Source organism: Streptomyces sp. NPDC040545, assembly GCF_055595065.1.
In genome coordinates, this window is sequence record NZ_JBVIWA010000012.1 from 224,921 (window position 1) to 243,240 (window position 18,320).

Annotated in this window: 12 protein-coding genes and 3 tRNA genes; 10 read left to right on the plus strand and 5 right to left on the minus strand. The window is 68.7% G+C overall.

Annotated elements, in window-relative coordinates; genetic code table 11:
- The first annotated feature begins 34 nt into the window (after positions 1-34).
- Positions 35-1,147 (plus strand): RNA polymerase sigma factor, encoded by a 1,113-nt coding sequence (locus ACZ573_RS23385; RefSeq protein ID WP_471307125.1) that lies wholly within the window; start codon positions 35-37, stop codon positions 1,145-1,147.
- Positions 1,148-1,243: 96 nt separating this feature from the next.
- Here ACZ573_RS23385 and ACZ573_RS23390 read toward each other — a convergent pair whose 3' ends face one another.
- From ACZ573_RS23390 to ACZ573_RS23410, 5 genes are all read right to left on the minus strand, one after another.
- Positions 1,244-1,759 carry a GNAT family N-acetyltransferase gene (locus ACZ573_RS23390; protein WP_471307127.1) on the minus strand — a complete coding sequence of 172 codons (516 nt, stop codon included), beginning with the start codon at positions 1,757-1,759 and terminating at the stop codon, positions 1,244-1,246.
- A gap of 88 nt (positions 1,760-1,847) precedes the next feature.
- Complete coding sequence (locus ACZ573_RS23395; RefSeq protein WP_471307129.1) at positions 1,848-3,770, minus strand: ABC transporter ATP-binding protein; 1,923 nt, start codon at positions 3,768-3,770, stop codon at positions 1,848-1,850.
- Positions 3,767-5,500: an ABC transporter ATP-binding protein gene (locus ACZ573_RS23400; protein WP_471307131.1), complete on the minus strand. Its 1,734-nt coding sequence runs from the start codon at positions 5,498-5,500 to the stop codon at positions 3,767-3,769. Before ACZ573_RS23400 ends, ACZ573_RS23395 begins: the two co-directional genes overlap by 4 nt.
- 172 nt (positions 5,501-5,672) lie before the next feature.
- On the minus strand, positions 5,673-7,121 hold the full coding sequence (locus tag ACZ573_RS23405; RefSeq protein ID WP_471307133.1) for an FGGY family carbohydrate kinase: 1,449 nt from the start codon (positions 7,119-7,121) through the stop codon (positions 5,673-5,675).
- A 95-nt stretch (positions 7,122-7,216) separates the two neighbouring features.
- Positions 7,217-7,522 carry a YtxH domain-containing protein gene (locus ACZ573_RS23410; protein ID WP_471307135.1) on the minus strand — a complete coding sequence of 102 codons (306 nt, stop codon included), beginning with the start codon at positions 7,520-7,522 and terminating at the stop codon, positions 7,217-7,219.
- A 145-nt stretch (positions 7,523-7,667) separates the two neighbouring features.
- Here ACZ573_RS23410 and ACZ573_RS23415 point away from each other — a divergent pair.
- The 9 genes from ACZ573_RS23415 to ACZ573_RS23455 all read left to right on the plus strand — a co-directional run bounded on the left by ACZ573_RS23415 (position 7,668) and on the right by ACZ573_RS23455 (position 18,169).
- A tRNA-Asn gene (locus tag ACZ573_RS23415) sits at positions 7,668-7,740 on the plus strand.
- Positions 7,741-7,745: 5 nt separating this feature from the next.
- Positions 7,746-7,818, plus strand: a tRNA-Asn gene (locus ACZ573_RS23420).
- A 190-nt stretch (positions 7,819-8,008) separates the two neighbouring features.
- A tRNA-Ile gene (locus ACZ573_RS23425) sits at positions 8,009-8,085 on the plus strand.
- 466 nt (positions 8,086-8,551) lie between these two features.
- A complete protein-coding gene (locus tag ACZ573_RS23430) occupies positions 8,552-11,113 on the plus strand; it encodes a Z1 domain-containing protein (RefSeq protein WP_471307138.1) in 2,562 nt (853 codons plus the stop codon).
- Complete coding sequence (locus ACZ573_RS23435) at positions 11,110-12,135, plus strand: PD-(D/E)XK motif protein (RefSeq protein ID WP_471307139.1); 1,026 nt, start codon at positions 11,110-11,112, stop codon at positions 12,133-12,135. Before ACZ573_RS23430 ends, ACZ573_RS23435 begins: the two co-directional genes overlap by 4 nt.
- Positions 12,132-14,072 (plus strand): hypothetical protein, encoded by a 1,941-nt coding sequence (locus ACZ573_RS23440; RefSeq protein WP_471307141.1) that lies wholly within the window; start codon positions 12,132-12,134, stop codon positions 14,070-14,072. The genes ACZ573_RS23435 and ACZ573_RS23440 overlap by 4 nt, the downstream gene beginning before the upstream one ends.
- Before the next feature lie 122 nt (positions 14,073-14,194).
- A complete protein-coding gene (locus ACZ573_RS23445) occupies positions 14,195-14,965 on the plus strand; it encodes a hypothetical protein (protein WP_471307143.1) in 771 nt (256 codons plus the stop codon).
- Complete coding sequence (locus tag ACZ573_RS23450; protein WP_471307145.1) at positions 14,965-16,806, plus strand: DUF6339 family protein; 1,842 nt, start codon at positions 14,965-14,967, stop codon at positions 16,804-16,806. Before ACZ573_RS23445 ends, ACZ573_RS23450 begins: the two co-directional genes overlap by 1 nt.
- A gap of 10 nt (positions 16,807-16,816) precedes the next feature.
- On the plus strand, positions 16,817-18,169 hold the full coding sequence (locus ACZ573_RS23455; RefSeq protein ID WP_471307148.1) for a DNA cytosine methyltransferase: 1,353 nt from the start codon (positions 16,817-16,819) through the stop codon (positions 18,167-18,169).
- Positions 18,170-18,320: the final 151 nt, after the last annotated feature.

An 18,320-nucleotide genomic window follows, 5' to 3' on the forward strand; every position in this document is an offset into this window, starting at 1 on the left:
CAGAAAGTGCTCGCACGCCCCTCGTGGCCGCGATGTGTCGTACCCCACACTGAGGTGCGGTGCCCCCGTCCTCGGAGCCCTGGAGGTCGCCCCCGTGCAGACCCGGACCCTGACCGTGAACGTGAGCGAGTCCTCGGAGGCCAAGGCCGTGGACGAAGAGCCCGAGGTACTGGAGCTGATCGAGCCGGTGCCCGTGCAGCGCAGGCGCAGCAGCACCGACGGCGGAGGCGGAGCAGGACCGTCCGCCGACCTGTTCCGGCAGTACCTCCGCGAGATAGGCAGGATCCCGCTGCTCACCGCCGCCGAAGAGGTGGACCTCGCGCGACGCGTCGAAGCCGGCCTGTTCGCCGAGGAGAAACTCGGCAACACCCCCGACCTCGACTCCCAGCTCGCCCTCGACCTCGACAAGCTCGTCGTCATGGGGCGGATGGCCAAACGCCGGCTCATCGAGTCGAACCTGCGGCTCGTCGTCTCCGTCGCCAAGCGGTACGTGGGCCGCGGACTCACCATGCTCGACCTCGTGCAGGAGGGGAACCTCGGGCTGATCCGGGCCGTCGAGAAGTTCGACTACGCCCGCGGGTACAAGTTCTCGACCTACGCCACCTGGTGGATCCGGCAGGCGATGTCCCGGGCCCTCGCCGACCAGGCCCGGACCATCCGCGTGCCCGTCCACGTCGTCGAACTGATCAACCGGGTCGTCCGCGTACAACGCCGGATGCTCCAGGAGCGCGGGTACGAGCCCACGGCCGAAGAGGTGGCCGTCCACCTGGAGTTGACCCCCGAGCGGGTCCTGGAGGTGCTCCGCCTCGCCCAGGAGCCGGTCTCCCTGCACGCCCCCGTGGGCGAGGAGGACGACGTCGCGCTCGGCGACCTCATCGAGGACGGGGACGCCGCCTCGCCCGTGGAGTCGGCCGCCTTCTTCCTGCTGCGCGAGCACCTCGAAGCCGTCCTGTCGACCCTCGGCGAGCGCGAACGCAAGGTCGTGCAGCTGCGGTACGGCCTCGCCGACGGGCGGCCCCGCACCCTGGAGGAGATCGGGCGGATCTTCGGCGTGACGCGTGAGCGGATCCGCCAGATCGAGTCCAAGACCCTCAACAAACTGCGCGACCACGCCTTCGCCGACCAGCTCCGCGGCTACCTGGACTGACGGCACCGGACCGGCGGACCATCGGAAAAAGGGGGCGCCCCGCCAGGCGCCCCCGCTCCGTCGCTCGGCCACCTACGTCTACGGATACGGCTACGGCTACGGCTGCGCGGGATCGTGCGGGCCGGACAGGCTCCGGCTCATCCAGACGTCGTCGACGTAGGCCCCGTCCAGCAGGAACTCCTCGGGCAGCACACCCACCACGGTGAAGCCGCACCGCCGGTAGAGCTGCTGCGCCGGCCCGTTGTGGCCGAGCACGCGCAGGTTCATACGGCGGGCACCACCGGCCCGCGCGGCGGCGCAGACAGCCTCGACGAGGGCCTGCCCGACCCCGCTGCCACGGGCGGATTCGAGGACCGCCAGTCCCTGGACGTGCCGGACGTGCCGATTGGTTTCGAGGGGGCTGGCCGGGGCGTGGGCGATGTACCCGACGATCCTGCGACCGCGTTCCGCGACGAGGTAGTTCTCCACGGGGTGGCGCTCGTCGAAGACGGCGGCGTCGGCCGGGCGCTCCGGGCCGGGTTCGCTCACGCGCGACCATGTCGAGCGGAACAGCTCCAGTATCTCGCGTTCGTCCTCCGCCCGAGCAGGGCGAATCACCACGTCCAGTGCCATGCCGTCATGCTAAGCGCTGTCCCGCAGGGGCCCTCGGGTACGTCCCGTACCCGAGGGCCCTGCGCCGTGCGGCGCACGAAGGGGACCGCTAGTCGACCTCGGCCACCGCCTGCGCGAACTGCGCCGCGTACAGCCGCGCGTACGCGCCGCCCGAGGCCAGCAGCTCCTCGTGCGTGCCCTGCTCCACGATCGATCCGCTCTCCATCACCAGGATCACGTCGGCGTCGCGGATCGTGGAGAGCCGGTGCGCGATCACGAAGGACGTACGGCCGCGCGCGAGGCGCGCCATCGCCTTCTGGATCAGCACCTCGGTACGGGTGTCCACCGAGCTCGTCGCCTCGTCGAGCACCAGGATCACCGGCTCCGACAGGAACGCCCGGGCGATGGTGATCAGCTGCTTCTCGCCCGCGCTGACCCCCGCGCCCTCGTCGTCCAGGACGGTGTCGTAGCCGTCCGGCAGGGTGCGGATGAACCGGTCCGCGTGGGCGGCCCGCGCCGCCTCCTCGATCTCGGCACGGGTGACCTCGCGCGAAGCACCGTAGGCGATGTTCTCCGCGATGGTGCCGCCGAACAGCCAGGTGTCCTGGAGCACCATGCCGATGCCGTCGCGCAGTTCCTCGCGGGTCATCTTCGCGATGTCCACCCCGTCGAGGGCGATCTCCCCGCCCGTGACCTCGTAGAACCGCATCAGCAGATTGACCAGCGTGGTCTTTCCGGCGCCGGTCGGGCCGACGATCGCGACCGTGTGGCCCGGCTCGACCGTGAGCGAGAGGTTCTCGATCAGCGGCCTGTCCGGCTCGTAGCGGAACGCCACCTTGTCGAAGGTGACCTGACCGCGCAGCTCCTGCGGACGCTCCGGAACCTCGGCGTCCGGCTCCTGCTCCGCCGCGTCCAGCAGCTCGTACACCCGCTCCGCCGAGGCGACACCGGACTGCACGAGGTTCGCCATCGAGGCGACCTGCGTCAGCGGCATCGAGAACTGCCGCGAGTACTGGATGAAGGCCTGCACGTCACCGATCGACAGGGTGCCGGAGGCGACCCTGAGCCCGCCGACGACGGCTATCAGCACGTAGTTGATGTTCGAGATGAAGAACATCACGGGCTGCATGATGCCGCTGACCAGCTGCGCCTTGAAGGAGGCCCGGTACAGCGCCTCGTTCTGCTCGGCGAAGACGGCCGCGGACTCCTTCTGCCGGCCGAAGACCTTGACCAGGCTGTGGCCCGAGTACATCTCCTCGATATGGGCGTTGAGCGCGCCGGTCGCCTTCCACTGCGCCACGAACTGCGGCTGCGACTTCTTGCCGATCTTCGCGGCGACGAACACCGACAGCGGTACGGTCACCAGCGCGACCAGCGCCAGCAGCGGCGAGATCCAGAACATCATCACGAGCACGCCGACGATGGTCAGCAGCGAGTTCAGCAGTTGACCCATCGTCTGCTGGATCGTCTGGCCGATGTTGTCGATGTCGTTCGTGGCCCGGCTCAGCACCTCGCCGCGCTTCTGCTGGTCGAAGTACGACAGCGGCAGCCGCGACAGCTTCGCCTGGAGCTCCTCGCGCAGCCGGTAGACGGTGCCGTTCATGACGTGGTTCGACAGCCGCGTGGCGACCAGCATCAGCAGGCCGGCCAGGGTGAAGACCACCAGCGCCCAGATCGCGACGACCCCCACGGCACCGAAGTCGATGCCCTGCCCCGGGGTGAAGTCGGTGCCGGCGAGCATGTCCGCCATACCGTCCTCGCCCCGGGCGCGCAGGCCGTCCAGCGCCTGCTGCTTGGTGATCCCGGCCGGCATCTCGCGGCCGACGATCCCCGCGAACACCAGGTCGGTGGCCTCACCCAGGATCTTCGGGCCGACCACCGCGCAGCCGACACTGCCGACGACGGCCGCGACCATCCCCCAGATCTTGGCCCGGTCGTACGCGAGCTGACGCAGCAGCCGCTTGCCCGAGCCCTTGAAGTCCATGGACCGCTGGGCCGGCCCCATCATCATCCGTCCTCCGGGCCCGCTCATGCGGCCTCCGCCTCCGTCAGCTGGGAGAGCACGATCTCCCGGTAGGTCTCGTTGCCGGCCATCAGCTCGTGGTGGCGTCCCTCACCCACGACCTGGCCCTCGTCCAGGACGATGATCCGGTCGGCATCGCGGATCGTGGAGACCCGCTGGGCGACGATGACCACGGTCGCGTCCTCGGTCTCGCGGGCGAGCGCCGCGCGCAGCGCCGCATCCGTGGCGTAGTCCAGGGCCGAGAAAGAGTCGTCGAAGAGGTAGATCTCCGGGCGCTGCACGAGCGTGCGGGCGATGGCCAGACGCTGGCGCTGGCCGCCGGAGACATTGGTTCCGCCCTGGCTGACGGGGGCGTCCAGGCCACCCTCCAGGGCGGAGACGAACTCCTTGGCCTGGGCCACCTCCAGCGCCTGCCAGAGCTCTTCGTCGCTCGCGTCCGGGCGCCCGTAGCGCAGGTTGGAGGCGATGGTCCCGGAGAACAGGTACGGCTTCTGCGGCACCATGCCGACCGTCCTGGCCAGCAGGTCCGGGTCGAGCACGCGGACGTCCTCGCCGTCGACGAGGACCTCGCCGCCGGTCGCGTCGAACAGGCGCGGGACCAGGCCCAGCAGCGTGGACTTGCCGCTTCCGGTGGAGCCGATGACCGCCGTGGTCTCACCGGGGCGGGCCACCAGGTCCACCCCGCGCAGGACCGGGGCCTCGGCGCCCGGGTAGCGGAAGTCGGCGCCGCGCAGCTCCAGGCGGCCGCGGCGGGCGAGTTCGCGCACCGGGTCCTTGGGCGGCACCACGCTGGACTCGGTGTCCAGGACCTCCTGGATGCGCTCCCCGCAGACCTCGGCGCGCGGCACCATCATGAACATGAAGGTGGCCATCATCACGGCCATGACGATCTGCATCAGGTAGGCGAGGAAGGCCGTCAGCTGGCCGATCTCCATGCCGCCGCTGTCGACGCGCATCGCACCGAACCAGATGACGGCGACGCTGGAGATGTTCACGACCACGATGACCGTGGGGAACATGAAGGCCAGCAGCTTGCCGGCGGACAGCGAGACACCGGTCAGGTCGGCGTTGGCCTCGCGGAAGCGGTCCTTCTCGTAGTCGTCGCGGACGAAGGCGCGGATCACCCGGTTGCCGGTGATCTGCTCGCGCAGGACCCGGTTCACGGTGTCCAGGCGCACCTGCATCAGGCGGAACAGCGGCCGCGTCCTGAAGACGATCGCGCCGACCGAGATCCCGAGCACCGGGACGACGGCGAGCAGCACGCCCGACAGCTTCACGTCGAGCGAGAGCGCCATGGCGATACCGCCGACGCACATGATGGGGGCCGAGACCATCAGGGTGAAGGTCATCAGCACCAGCATCTGGACCTGCTGGACGTCGTTCGTCGTACGGGTGATCAGCGACGGAGCGCCGAACTGGCCCAGCTCCCGCGCCGAGAAGCTCTGCACGCGGTCGAAGATCGCGGCGCGGACGTCCCGGCCGAAGGCCGCGGCCGTGCGGGCGCCGTAGTAGACGGCTCCGACGTTGCAGACGAGCTGGACCAGGGAGACGCCGAGCATCAGCGCGCCGAAGCGCAGGATGTAGCCCGTGTCGCCGTTGACGACACCGTTGTCAATGATGTCGGCGTTGAGGGTGGGCAGGTAGAGGCTGGCGCTGGTCTGCAGCAGTTGCAGCAGGACCAGCACCGCGATGGGTTTCCGGTACGTACCCAGATGGGTCCGCAGAAGTCGTATGAGCACGCGCAGGCTCCGGTCGGCATGATCGAGGGGTTCAACCCATCTTGGGCCAACCGGCCCTGTGATCCCCACCGGATTTCGCAAAGGCCGGTCAAAAGGACCAGCCCTGCCCCGCCCCGCGACGTAGGCGCTGCCCGACCGGCCCGACCGGCCCGACCGGCCCGACCGGCCCGACCTAGAACGCCCCGGGGTGGATCTGCTCCCGCGTCGCGATGTACTGCTGGCGCACCGCCTGCCACGCCGGGAACTCCTCGCCCGGCTCGAAGACCTGGGCCGCGGGAGCCGGCCAGACCGGCGGGGTGTGCGGGGCCAGGGTGCCCTGCGCCACACCGAGCGCCCAGGCCGCCTGGCGGGCCGCGCCCAGCGCCGCGTAGTCGGCCGGCGCCGGTACGACGACCTGCGTACCGAACAGCCCGGGGGCCGCGGCCTGCACGGCGGGCAGCTCGGCGGCCGCGCCCAGCAGGAACACCCGGCGGATCTCGCCCCCGCGCGAGCGCAGCACGTCCAGCGCGTCCACCAGCCCGCACAGCATGCCCTCGAAGGCGGCCCGGGCCAGGTGCTCCGGCTTCATCGAGTCCCGGCGCAGCCCGGACAGGGTGCCGGCGGCGTGCGGCAGGTTCGGGGTCCGCTCACCCTCCAGGTACGGCAGGAGTACGAGGCCGTGCGCGCCCGGCGTCGACTTCAGCGCGAGCTCGGACAGCCCCTCCAGGTCGGTGCCGAGCAGCTCGGCGGTGCCGCGCAGCGCCCGCACGGCATTGGAGGTGTTCACCACGGGCAGGTGCATCCCGCTGGCGTCGGCCAGCGAGGTGACCAGCCCGCCCGGCTCCGACACCGCCTCGTGGTGCACCGCCATCACCGAACCGGAGGCACCGAGCGAGACCACCGCGTCGCCGGGGCCGAGCCCCAGCCCGAGCGCGGCGGCCATCGTCTCGCCGGTGCCGGCGGAGATCAGCAGCCCCTCGGGCGTGGTCCCGGCGGTATCGGCCGGGCCGAGCACCTCGGGCAGCAGCGCCCGGTGCCCGAGCGCGAGCTCGACCAGGTCGGGGCGCCAGGTCCCGGTGGCCGCCGACCAGTACCCGGTACCGGAGGCGCCGCCGCGGTCGGTGGTCCGGCGGGCCGGGCGGCCCAGCAGCTGCCAGACGAGCCAGTCGTGCGGGGACATCAGCACGGCGATCCGGCGGGCCGCCTCGGGCTCGTTGCGGGCCAGCCAGGCCAGCTTCGCGACCGGCTGCGCGGAGTGCGGGACCGAGCCCACCGCCTCGACCCAGCCGTGCCGGCCGCCGTAGGCGTCGATGAGGTCGGCGGCGGCGACCTGGCCGCGCTTGTCGTTGCCGACGAGGGCGGGGCGTACCAGAGCGCCCTGCGGGTCCAGCGGCAGCAGGCCGTGCTGCTGGGCGGAGACCCCTATGGCCTGGACCCCTTCGAGGAGCCCGCCGCCGGCGGCCTCGCCGAGCGAGAGCAGCCAGGCCTGCGGGTCGGTCTCGTGGGGATTCGCGCCTTCCGGTTCACCGGTGGGCTGTGGATGGGGTGCGTACCCCTGGCGCAGCACGGCGCCGGTCTCGGTGTCACAGACGACGATGCGTGTGAACGCGGAAGAGCTGTCCAGCCCGGCGACTATCCCCATGCGGTGAATTCTGCCGCACGCGGGGCCGGACCCGACCGGTCCGGAGCCCCCGGAACCTCATGGATCCCGTGGGCCCCGGCACGGAGCTGTGCAGCTCAGGTGTTGCTGGTGCCCCAGTCGTCCTCGCCGGCGCCGCCGCCGACCCGGTCGCGCAGCCCCCGTACCCGCCCGGCGAGCGAGTCCGGGACGGCGTCGCCGACCTTGTGGCTCACCGCGGTGAAGGCCTTCCCGGCGAACTCGCGCCCGGTCTGGCCGGCGGTCTCGGCGGCATTGCGCACCGCGGGGTTCTGCGCGACCTGCCGCGCGGACTTCCGCAGCTGCTCGTAGCGCTCGCGTCCGGCCCGGGTTCCGAGCACGTACCCGAGGGCCAGTCCGACCACGAACGTGACCTTGTACCGCATGCCTGTCACCCTTCGTCGTGTGGTGCCCGGCCCGCTGTCGATACCGATTGGCGGAGCACCCCCCTGCTTGCGCTAATCTATGACTCGCAACGGGCACTCGCCCCCCGGCAACGCCGGAGGTGGGCTGTTCGATGCACCGCAGCAATCCCCTGTAGCTCAATTGGCAGAGCAGCCGGCTGTTAACCGGCAGGTTACTGGTTCGAGTCCAGTCGGGGGAGCGCGGTCCCCTGTAGCTCAATTGGCAGAGCATTCGGCTGTTAACCGGAGGGTTGCTGGTTCGAGTCCAGCCGGGGGAGCAAGGAAGAAGAAGAGGACCCTGAGGGGTCCTCTTCTTTTCTTTGTCGCCCCGTTCCGGAACCGGGCAGCGCTCAGCGCGGTCTCTCTGAACAGGCGAAGCCGATCATGCGAGGCATCCGAGGCAGGAGATCGTATGAGCGGCTATGCTGCGGCAGACGGCGCGCACACGTGTACGCGCCACGCCGTGAAGGGGCGGTAGCTCAGCCGGTTAGAGCAGCGGACTCATAATCCGTCGGCCGTGGGTTCGAGTCCCACCCGCCCCACCACAAGCCGCAGGTGCAGAAACGATCGCACCTGCGGCTTCGGCGTTTCCGGGCGGTGTGGGTTCGTGGATGGGGGCGGAGTGTAGACGGTCGGGAACGCGGCCCTGTCCCCGGTCGACCGCCAAGACGGTTGGCGTCGTCGCGGACGTCGTTCCCGGTGTCGACCCGGGGTTCGGATCTTGAGACCGGGCAGGTGGGTGAGCCGCAAACCCTGGGTCCTCTTGTCGCTGTTCGGGTGCATATGTCGGGTTCGTGACTCGTGTGCGACTTCCCTGGTGGGCTGATCATGACCGAGAACCTGTGCGTCGGGACGGATCCGCCCAATAATGTGTGACGTTGCATGAGGGTGCCACGTCGGTGCGCGTTCCTCGGTGCGCCCGCGTCGTTCGCTGTGCACCACCGTGGAGGCGGAAGGGCTTTGTCGGCCCCACCGGTCACAACGAACGAGAGCCGGGGGCGGTCGAGAGTGATGACCGATGAATTCAGTGACAACTACGAGACCTTCGTGGCTCTCCTGGACCGTTTCCCTCCGGTGGAAGCGGTGAAGAGGCTGGAGGCGTTCGGTGTCAGCCCGGAGGTCATGCAGAAGATCCGTGAGCGGCACGAGGCGGACACGATCCGGATCAGGGAACTCGAGGAGCCGCAGTCGGTGGTTCTCGGCAACCGCGACACCTGGTACACCGGGCCGCAGGCGGGTGACAAGTGTTGGCCGGCGATCGCCGAACTGCTCCGGAAGGACGGTTGGCCGCAGGAGCCCGCGATCCGGAGCCTCGACGACTCCTCCACCCGCATCACCTCCCTCCTGAACCACCCCAAGGAGCGGGAGTTCTCCACCAGAGGATTGGTCGCCGGCTACGTCCAGTCGGGCAAGACGACCAGCTTCACTGCGGTCATGGCCAAAGCGGCAGATCGCGGCTACAAGCTGTTCATCGTCCTCGCGGGCATCCACAACGGCCTCCGTCGGCAGACTCAGGCGCGCCTCGTCCAGCAACTGGTAGAACAGAACCCCTCGCGCTGGTCGCAGCTGACCGGGCTCGACAAGGACTTCACCCCCCTGCAGAACCCGGCCTCCTACTTCGGAAACAGCAACAAGACGCACGTCCTGTGCGTGGTCAAGAAGAACGCCACGGTGCTGCGCAAGCTGTCCCGATGGCTCGAAAGCGCCTCGGACTACCTCAAGGACTGCCCGGCGCTGATCATCGACGACGAGGCCGACCAGGCCACAGTGGCTACGAAGTCGATCAACCCGCTCATCCTGTCCATCATGGAGTCCCTCCCCAAGTCCGCCTACGTGGGCTACACGGCCTCTCCGTTCGCCAACCTCCTGATCGACCCGAGCAGCGAAGACCTCTATCCGAAGGACTTCGTGGTCAACCTGCCGAAGCCGAAGGGTCACTTCGGCACGGAGGTCCTGTTCGGTCGCTACGCACTCGATGGCGAGGACCCGAACGAGGTCGACGACGGGTACGACATGATCAGGTCCGTGCCGGACGACGACGTTTCGTGCGTCCGTCCCACGACGCGGGACGAGGTCGACGGCTTCGAGCCCGTGATCACCGACACGCTGCGGCGCGCGGTCGAGTACTTCTGGCTGGTCACCGCTGCCCGTCGAGTGCGCGGAACGGGCAACCCGCACAACACGATGCTGATCCATACCAGCGTCAACACCTCGGTGCACAACAGCTTCAAACGACCTCTGCTGCATCTGCGCGAGCGTGCTGTTCAGTCCCTCGCCGACGGCGACCGCGTCGCCCGCTTGCGGCAACTGTGGGAGGAGGAGACCGCACGCGTCTCGGCCGAGGAATTCGGCGAGAAGCCGGTGCCCTTCGAGGAGCTTCTCGCAGAGCTGCCCGCCGTCTTGGACGACTGTCGGGTCATCATGGACAACTCCAGCAGTGAAGACCGCCTCGACTACGAGAACGGTCCGGTCGTGGCCATCGCGGTCGGCGGCAACACGCTTTCCCGCGGTCTCACGCTGGAAGGCCTCTCCGTCAGCTACTTCGTCCGTGCCGTCTCGGCGTACGACACCCTGCTGCAGATGGGCCGCTGGTTCGGTTTCCGCAACGGCTATGCCGACCTGCCCAGGATCTGGATGACGGACGAGCTCGCCGAGTGGTTCCGTCACCTCGCCACGGTGGAGACGGAGATGCGCCGCGACATCGACGTCTACCTGACCGAGAGCGAGAATCCCCTCACCTTCGCCGTGCGCCTGCGGACGCACCCGTCCCTGCGCGTCACCGCGGCCGCGAAGATGCGAGACGCGGTCACGGCCGCCTCTTCCTACGGCGGCAGGCGAGTGCAGACCCACTATTTCCACACCGACGCCGCATGGCTGCTTCGGAACACCGAGGCCGCGCAGACGCTGATCGAGACGTCGGTGGCCACCTCCGTCCGGGCGGACGAATGCCCTGAGGACGGCCGGTACGTGTTCCGGGATGTACCGCACGAAGTCGTGGTCGACTTTCTACGGACCTACAAGTTCCACGAGGACTCCCCGGAGAACGACGCCGACCTGATCATTGACTACATCCGCAAGAGGGTCCTGCACGCCGGTTCCCTGGGGCGGTGGAACGTGGCCGTCATCGGTAATCCGACCGGGGAGCGGGACTTCACGTTCGGGCCCGGTGTAACCGTCGGGCGCATCACGCGTGCGCGCCTGAAGAGCAAGGGCGCGAAGGCCGGTACGGCCGACATCAAGACTCTCATGAGCCGTCGTGACGCGGCCGTGGACCTGATCGGGGAGACGACACGGCTCAACGAGGAGGGGATCAAGAACCTGCGCCTGGCCCAGGCACCGGACACCGGTCTGCTGGTGTTGTACCCGATCGACAAGGACTCCGAGCCGCACCCTTCGAAGGAAGGGTCGCGTGAGGCCCTTGGGGCCGAAGCCCACGTGATCGGTGTCGGTCTTGTCTTTCCGGAGCCGCAGGGCGGTGACAGCACGGTGGAGAAGTACATCTCCGCCAAGCTGCCGGCGGGCCTGCTCGAGGAGGAGGACGTCTTCAGTCTCCTCGAGGGCGAGGACGTGTGAGCGAGGAGGTTTTCCGCCGGGTCGTGGCGCAGAGCTGGGCCGGGCTGGAGTCCGAAGCGCCGACGGGCGACGGGCGTCTGAGTGTCGCCCGACTTCCCGTCGATGTGGTCCACGGACCGCTCGCCGTCGGGGTCGACTACGAAGGCCGACGCCACATCCTGATACCGATCCCGTCCGACAGGCGGTTGCGCGCCGGTCTGGACGGACCTGGGCTGCGCCTGCGCAAGCGGCCGCTGGAGGACGCGGAGACCTACCAGCATTACGCCGATCTTTCCTGCCTGCGCGACGACCTCGGCGACCTGTTCACCGAGTTGTGCGTCGACATCATGAGCGCGGCGGAGGAACTGCCCGAGAACCCGATCAAAGCGCTCTACCGGGTACTGGACAGGTGGCGGGCTCTCTTCCGCACGCAGGGTACGTTGATGGGGCCGGACCAGCTGGCGGGCCTCTTCGGTGAGCTCATGGTGCTGCACCGGTTGCTGGAGCTGGACCCGAGCGCGCACCGGCTGTGGTCGGGGCCCGGTGGCCACTGCCACGATTTCTCGGCTGCGACCATAGCGGTCGAGGTGAAGACGAGCACGGCCGACGAGGGCAGGCGTGCTCGGATCCACGGCCTCGACCAGCTGGAACCGCCGACAGGCGGGAAGCTGTCCCTCGTGTGGGTGGGGCTGAGGCGCTCAGCCGGCCCCGCCGCAGGGCAGAGCGTTCCCGACCTCGTCGACCGCCTGCTGCGTCTCTGCGACGACGAGAGCGCCATCCTCGACTCGTTGGCCCGCGTGGGCTACCGCGCGATGGACGCCGAGAAGTATCACGACGTGCGGTTCCTCCTACGTGAGGAGCGCTGGTACCGGGTGGGTCCTGATTTCCCGGGGCTGACCGCGAAGGAACTTGCGGAGGCGGGCATACCGGTAACCGTCCTGGACGTCGCCTACACCGTTGATCTGTCGGGCGCGACCCCCCTTCCCATGGAACCGTCCGAGGTGTCCCGGACGGTCGAGAGCCTGTTGCAGGGAGCCGCGTGACCCAGCCGTCCTGGTACTCACAGCCCTACCCACCGGAAGGTGCGAGCGCCGCCGAAGGGATCCGTAATCAGCTCGGGCGCCCGGAGCTGGACCTCCTCACGATCCTGGTGCGCGAGTCGGCGCAGAACAGCTGGGACGCGCGCCCGCTGGACCCCTCGACACCGATCGACTACGGGATCGACCTGTGGACTGTCGGACCCGGGCACGCAGATGCCTGGCGCCGCATGTTGCTGAACGGTGCGCCGGGCGGAGCCGAGCGATTCCCCCTGCGCGAGACCCTCAAGCAGGGGTCGATCCGCTTGCTGGCCGTGTCCGACCGAGGCACGCGAGGGCTCGGTGGGCCCACCCGAGCCGATGCGGCGGTGGGGCCCGAACGCGACTTCGTGAACTTCATCCGCAACATCGGCGAGCCGCGTGACACCCCTCTGGGAGGGGGAACCTACGGTTTCGGCAAAGGCATCTTCTTCCTTCTTTCCCGACCGGGCACCGTTCTCGTGCACTCCCGGTGCCGGACCCCACAGGGCGGTCTCGAAACGCGGCTCATCGGCTGCACTCTGTGGAAGAGCTACACGGGAGCGGAACCGGGCGTCAGCCGTCGCTACACCGGGCGCCACTGGTGGGGAGACACCTCGGGTGATGTGGTGGAGCCCCTCGTCGGACACGAGGCTGCGGCCGTCGCACACCGCCTTGGCCTCAAGCCGTTCGGGCCGGACGAGACCGGTACGACGATCGTGGTCGTCGACCCCCACCTCGATGAGCTCACGCCGACGGAAGCCGCCTCGTACCTTGCGGACTCCCTCGCCTGGCACCTCTGGCCCAAGATGATCTCTGTCGGCGACGAGCCACCGGCCATGCGCTTCTCCGTTCACTGCGACGGCGTCGCGCAACCGGTTCCGGACCCCCGGAGCACGCGCCCGCTCAACCTGTTCGTCGCCGCCTACGAGAACATGCTGGGACCGGGCGGCAGCCGGTTGGAGTGCAAGAGCCCCAAGCGCTATCTGGGACGTCTTGGACTGGTCAAGCGGATTTTGCCGCCGCTGCAGCCGACGCGTGCGTCACGCCTGATGGACATCGAGGACCTCGTCCACCACGTCTGTCTCATGCGCCCCGCCGAGCTCGTCGTCACCTATCGGCGAGGTCCGAAGCCTCCGAGCGAGAACCAGGGGTACGCCGGAGTCTTTCGTGCCGACGAGAGCATGGATGAGGTCTACGCGAAGGCCGAGCCTCCCACGCACGACGCATGGCATCCCCAGTCGCTGTCGTACCCGGAGAGCACGTTCGTGAAGACGACCTTCACCCGCATCGACGAGCATCTGGAGGGTCTCCTCAGCCTGCAGGGCGTCATCCGGCCGGGTGCGAGCAACATCGCTCTCGGAGCGGCCAGCACCCACTTCTCCGGGCTGGTGGGTGGAATCTGGGGAATCGGTGGAGCGACCGACTACGGGAAGCCCGGGAGCACGGCCACTGCCTCGCCGCGGCGCGGCCGGTCGATGGAGGATCCCAGGCCGGCGCCCGCCGGCCCGTCGCCTGCGGCCGGATCCGCCGATGACGCCCGAACCGGTGCCTCCGCCACGAACGGTAGGACGACAGCACCGCGTCGTCGTCCTCGGGTGGAGTACCTCGGCGAGCCCTACTACGAGGATCACGATGTCGACTCGTTGCTCGTCCAGGAGTTCCGCCTGCCGACACCCGGTCCGCAACGCCTCCACATCGAGCTGGCGGTCGTATTGCCCGGGGCCGGCGTACGTGAGACCGATCCGCCTGTGGGCGCGAGCATGCCGACGCTGATCGGCTGGCAGGATTCTGAAGGACGGTTGCACGAGCCGGAGGACTGTGTGATCGAAGGTGGCGACGGGCTCTGGCGAGCCCTCGTGCGTCCGGCGTCCGACACGATGACCGAGATCGGCGTTCGGGTCGAGGCGGTGACGGGTCTGTGAGCAGGCGTGTTCTCCCGTACCGCGTTCCGCCCGAGGACGTCGTGGGTGCCGAGAGTTGGCGCCTGGTCGTCGAGGACGGAGAGTTGCCGCTCCCGGACGCCCTGCCGGACTGGGACTACGGCATGGATCTGCACCTGAACCGGGTGGTGCGTGTCGATCTGGACCGGGCCCGGTCCAGATCGGGGCTCCCCGCCGACGCGGCGCTGATGCTGTCCGCGGTGTGGACCGCCACCGGTTCAAGGCTCAGCGGGCCGGCGAGGCAGGTGCGCCTGACGGACTCCGGGGTCGTCTCCGTTCCGCTCGAGATCCGGCTTCGCGGCGCGGACCTGGGCGGGGTGGTCCGGCTCGACACCGCTCTGCTGCTGGCGGACCGACTGGACTCCGCACGACCTGCCGCGCCCCGCCGGGCCGGGTCGGTGTTGTGGAGCGACCGTGCATCGGTGCGGCTCCAGGGTGACGCGCCGCAGTTCCCCATGGCAGTGATCGACTTCGCGCGGACGTCCTTTCCCGAAGGCGCTGCGTGGCACCTGCAGATCACGGGGAATCTGGAGAGCGCCACCATGGGCTCCCTGCTCCTGCTCGTGAACGAACGCAACGCGGTCACGACCGCCGCGTTCCGGAACGCGGCCAGGCCGCGCCCGGTCGACCGCGTGGTGCTCTCGGCCGTGTACGCGGACGTGGCCCGGTTGATGATCGAGCACGGCCTCAACAGCGACGATTTCGTGGATGAGGCGGACTTCCCGGAAGGGGCGCTCGGCTCCACTCTGCTGAGTCTCTTCGAGAGGCTGTTCCCGGACCAGTCGATCACGGATGTTCGACTGCGTCGGCTCCAGGCGCCCGCCTTGTTCGCCTCGGATCTCCAGGCGGCAGTCAGAATCTTCGAGGTTGCGTGATGAGTTTCCTCTACCCCAGGCTGCTCTCCGCGCAGGCCAAGCCCCTCTTCGAGGAGTATGCGCGGCTGACCGTCCCGGAACTGGTGGGTCGAGTGGCCGAGGCCCACGACGCGGCGGTCTACGTTGCCACCGGCGGGGACCGGGTGCCCCCCGGGCGACTACGGGAACTGCGCGACCTCGTCGTAGCAGTCGCGGAGCAGGCCGGCTTCCCGGGGGAGAGCGACCGGACCCGCAGGGCACAGTTCGACCTGAGGTTGGCGGTCCTCCTGCATGAGGAGACCGACATGGTGCCGGCCGAGGCTGCCTCGCCCGATGTCTGGGCCTTCCTCGCGCTGATCCTGCTCCCCGACATCGCCTTCTGGCGCTACCCCGATCCGCCTGGAGACCGGGTACTGGGCACCGACCTGACCCGGCACGTCCTCGGGCGTCTGTGGTGGAGGGCGCAGCTCGTACACTCCCCGGATCGCCCGGACCCGTACGACGCCCTCGACGTTCTGGGCGAGGCCGCGTTCGACCAGATCTACGCACGCCGTGCCGCACTGGGCGGCAGCGCCCATCTGGTCCGCGCGATCCTGCGGGTCTGGAGCGAGCTCGACCTGACGGGCCTGAACGAGCGCGACACTCTGCGCGACTTCCTGAAAAGGCTGCTTCGACTGGCTCCTTTCGTCCTCTTCGACGGTGTGGAGGACGACGCTCTCGACGAAGAGCTGGGCAGGGTGGCCATGGAAGCCGTCGAGGCTCAGCGTGGCGTTGACGAGGTACGGCCACCGACCGGTACGGCTGGTGCAGCGGCTTCGGGCGGACGCAGCGAAGACGCCGTATCGTCCGCATCCGGCGAGCCCGTCCCCCTTCCCCTGCCCCGACAGGATCGCCGGGTCGACCACATCTCTCGCCGGTTCACGTCGGTGGAGATCTGCGCGGGGGCGGGAGCTCAGGCACTCGGCCTGGAGCGCGCGGGATTCGATCCGGTCGTTCTGATCGACAGCAAGGCCGATGCCTGTTTCACGATCGACCTCAACCGGCCGGCGTGGGATGTCATCTGCATGGACCTGAGCCACTTCCAGCCCGGTGACCGCCCGGAGATCTTCGGTGTCGATCTCGTGAGCGGGGGTCTGCCGCGGGTGAAGTCGTCGGCCACGGTCGGCCGTGCCGAGGACAACGAGGAGAGACGCGTCCTGAGGACTGCCGTGGACCTGGCGCTGCGGATAAGGCCGAAGGCTGTTCTGCTGGAGAACCTTCCGGAGCTGGTGGAAGGCGAGAACCTGGCCGACGAGCGGGAATGGATCGAGAACGAGCTGCGGAGCATGGGCTATCAGCCGAGTTGGCGGGTACTCAACGCCGCGGACTTCGGCGTGCCGCAGAACCGGAGCAGTGGCTTCCTCGTGGCACTGCGCCACGAGTACGCCGCCGGCTTCGTCTGGCCCGAGCCGGACCCCGGAGCGCCTCCGACGGTCGGTGATGCCCTCGGCCCGTCCATGTCTCGGGACGGGTGGCCGGGGGCAGTGCAATGGATCAAGGAGGCCGACCGGATTGCGCCCGCTCTTGTCGGTGGCTCGGAGCGCAGGGGTGGCGCCGACCTCGGCCCGACGGGAAGCAAGAAGGCCTGGGCTGCCCTCCGGGTCAACGGGACCAGCCTCGGCGACAGCGCCCCCGATGCCGAATTCCCCGAGGACGGATCGCCGCGACTGACCCTGGAACAGGCTGCACTGATCCAGGCGTTCCCCGAGGACTGGCAGTTCTCCGGCGGCAAGACCTCCAGGTACCGACAGATCGGTCACGCTATGCCGCCGCCGCTCGCTGCGGCTGTCGGGCGGGCGATCGCAGCGGCTCTCCACGACTAGGATCACCTCTATGCGCGAACCCCGTCCCCACACCTCCGACCCGATCACCGTAGTGGATCTTTTCTCCGGCTGCGGAGGCTTCACCCAGGGGTTCCACGAATTCCGGCCCGCCGAAACGTCCGACGGCGCGCCGGTCTTCCACAGCGTCGCGGCTGTCGAGCACAACCGGGCAGCCGCCGCGACGTATGCGGCGAACTTCGGCAGTGGCCGGACCGACACCACCCTTCCGCAGGCGCGCGTGCACGTCGGGCCGATCGAGGAATGGAAACCGGAAGCGGCCGAGCTCGACGTGGACGTGGTGGTCGGTGGGCCTCCTTGCCAGGGATTCTCTGCCTTGAACCGGGACAAGAAGGGCACGGAGCGCAACCGCCTCTGGGAGGAGTACGTCCGAGTCGTCCGCAGGATTCGTCCCAAGGTCTTCGTCATCGAGAACGTCGTCGACTTCGTGAAGTCCGACGAATTCCTCAATCTCCTCGGAGAGGTCGGCGAGGGTGGTCTTCTCGAGGACTACCTGTTGGTGGACCCGCCGGGGCATCGAACCGGCGAAAAGGCCGAGGTGAAGAACCGGCGCTATATCCTGAACTCCGCGGATCACGGCGCCGTCCAGGCGCGTAAACGTGCCATCGTCATCGGAGTTCGCCGCGATACCGTCCAGGATCGGCGCATGGCTTATCCGGTGGCGACGCATATGCAGCCGCCGAAGCGACTCAAGGGGAGCGGTCTGCAAGCCTTCGAGGGGATCGACGACGCCGTCACCCGGTGGCTTCCGGTCCGCAGCGTCTTCGACGAATCGAAGAAGCTCCCGATCCTGGGGACCGAACTCCCGAGCAGGCAGAAGTACATCGCCGAGATCGACTCCGAGATCACAGGGCCCTTCGAGACGACCGAACTGCATATCGGCCGTAATCCCAAGCCTCTCTCGATAGCTCGCTACATGGCAATTCCGGAAGAGGGGAATCGGAAGGACCTGCGCGGGAAGTGGTTCACGGTAGAGGAATCTGGGAATGTCGAAGTATTCGACGTGCCGAACCCGCCCGGTGTGTCGACCCCGGTTCAATACCTCTCGACGGAGAGCTGGGACAGGCACAACAACGGGACCGGTGACGTCATGGGCCGGATGCGCCTCGGCGCTCCCTCCGTGACCATTCGTACGGAATTCTTCAAGCCTGAGAAGGGGCGCTACCTGCACCCCACCGATCTGCGCCCGATCACGCACTACGAGGCCGCCCGTATCCAGGGGTTCCCCCCGAAGTTCCGCTGGTGCGGTACGAAGAACGAGATCGCCACCCAGATCGGGAACGCCGTCCCCATCCCGCTCGGAAGGGCCATCGCCTCGGCGATCCACGCCTTCCTCCGCGGCTAAGGGCTGTCCCGTAAGTGATCTGGGATGGGTGATGGTGCGTAAGCGGTCAGGAGTGGTTCAGCTAGTGCGCAGCCGGTCGCCTGGCATCGGGAGGCGGGGAGGGGTGTAGCCGTCGTGGTCCTTGGGGTCATGTGCTCGCCCGTCGTCAAGT

What these genes read in the sequence shown, in the direction of transcription:
- ACZ573_RS23455 (WP_471307148.1), top strand. Translation starts at nt 16,817, where the DNA reads ATGCGCGAACCCCGTCCCCACACCTCCGACCCGATCACCGTAGTGGAT.
- ACZ573_RS23390 (WP_471307127.1), bottom strand. Translation starts at nt 1,759, where the DNA reads ATGGCACTGGACGTGGTGATTCGCCCTGCTCGGGCGGAGGACGAACGC.
- ACZ573_RS23410 (WP_471307135.1), bottom strand. Translation starts at nt 7,522, where the DNA reads ATGCGGTACAAGGTCACGTTCGTGGTCGGACTGGCCCTCGGGTACGTG.
- ACZ573_RS23445 (WP_471307143.1), top strand. Translation starts at nt 14,195, where the DNA reads ATGGATCTGCACCTGAACCGGGTGGTGCGTGTCGATCTGGACCGGGCC.
- ACZ573_RS23395 (WP_471307129.1), bottom strand. Translation starts at nt 3,770, where the DNA reads ATGAGCGGGCCCGGAGGACGGATGATGATGGGGCCGGCCCAGCGGTCC.
- ACZ573_RS23430 (WP_471307138.1), top strand. Translation starts at nt 8,552, where the DNA reads ATGACCGATGAATTCAGTGACAACTACGAGACCTTCGTGGCTCTCCTG.
- ACZ573_RS23450 (WP_471307145.1), top strand. Translation starts at nt 14,965, where the DNA reads ATGAGTTTCCTCTACCCCAGGCTGCTCTCCGCGCAGGCCAAGCCCCTC.
- ACZ573_RS23405 (WP_471307133.1), bottom strand. Translation starts at nt 7,121, where the DNA reads ATGGGGATAGTCGCCGGGCTGGACAGCTCTTCCGCGTTCACACGCATC.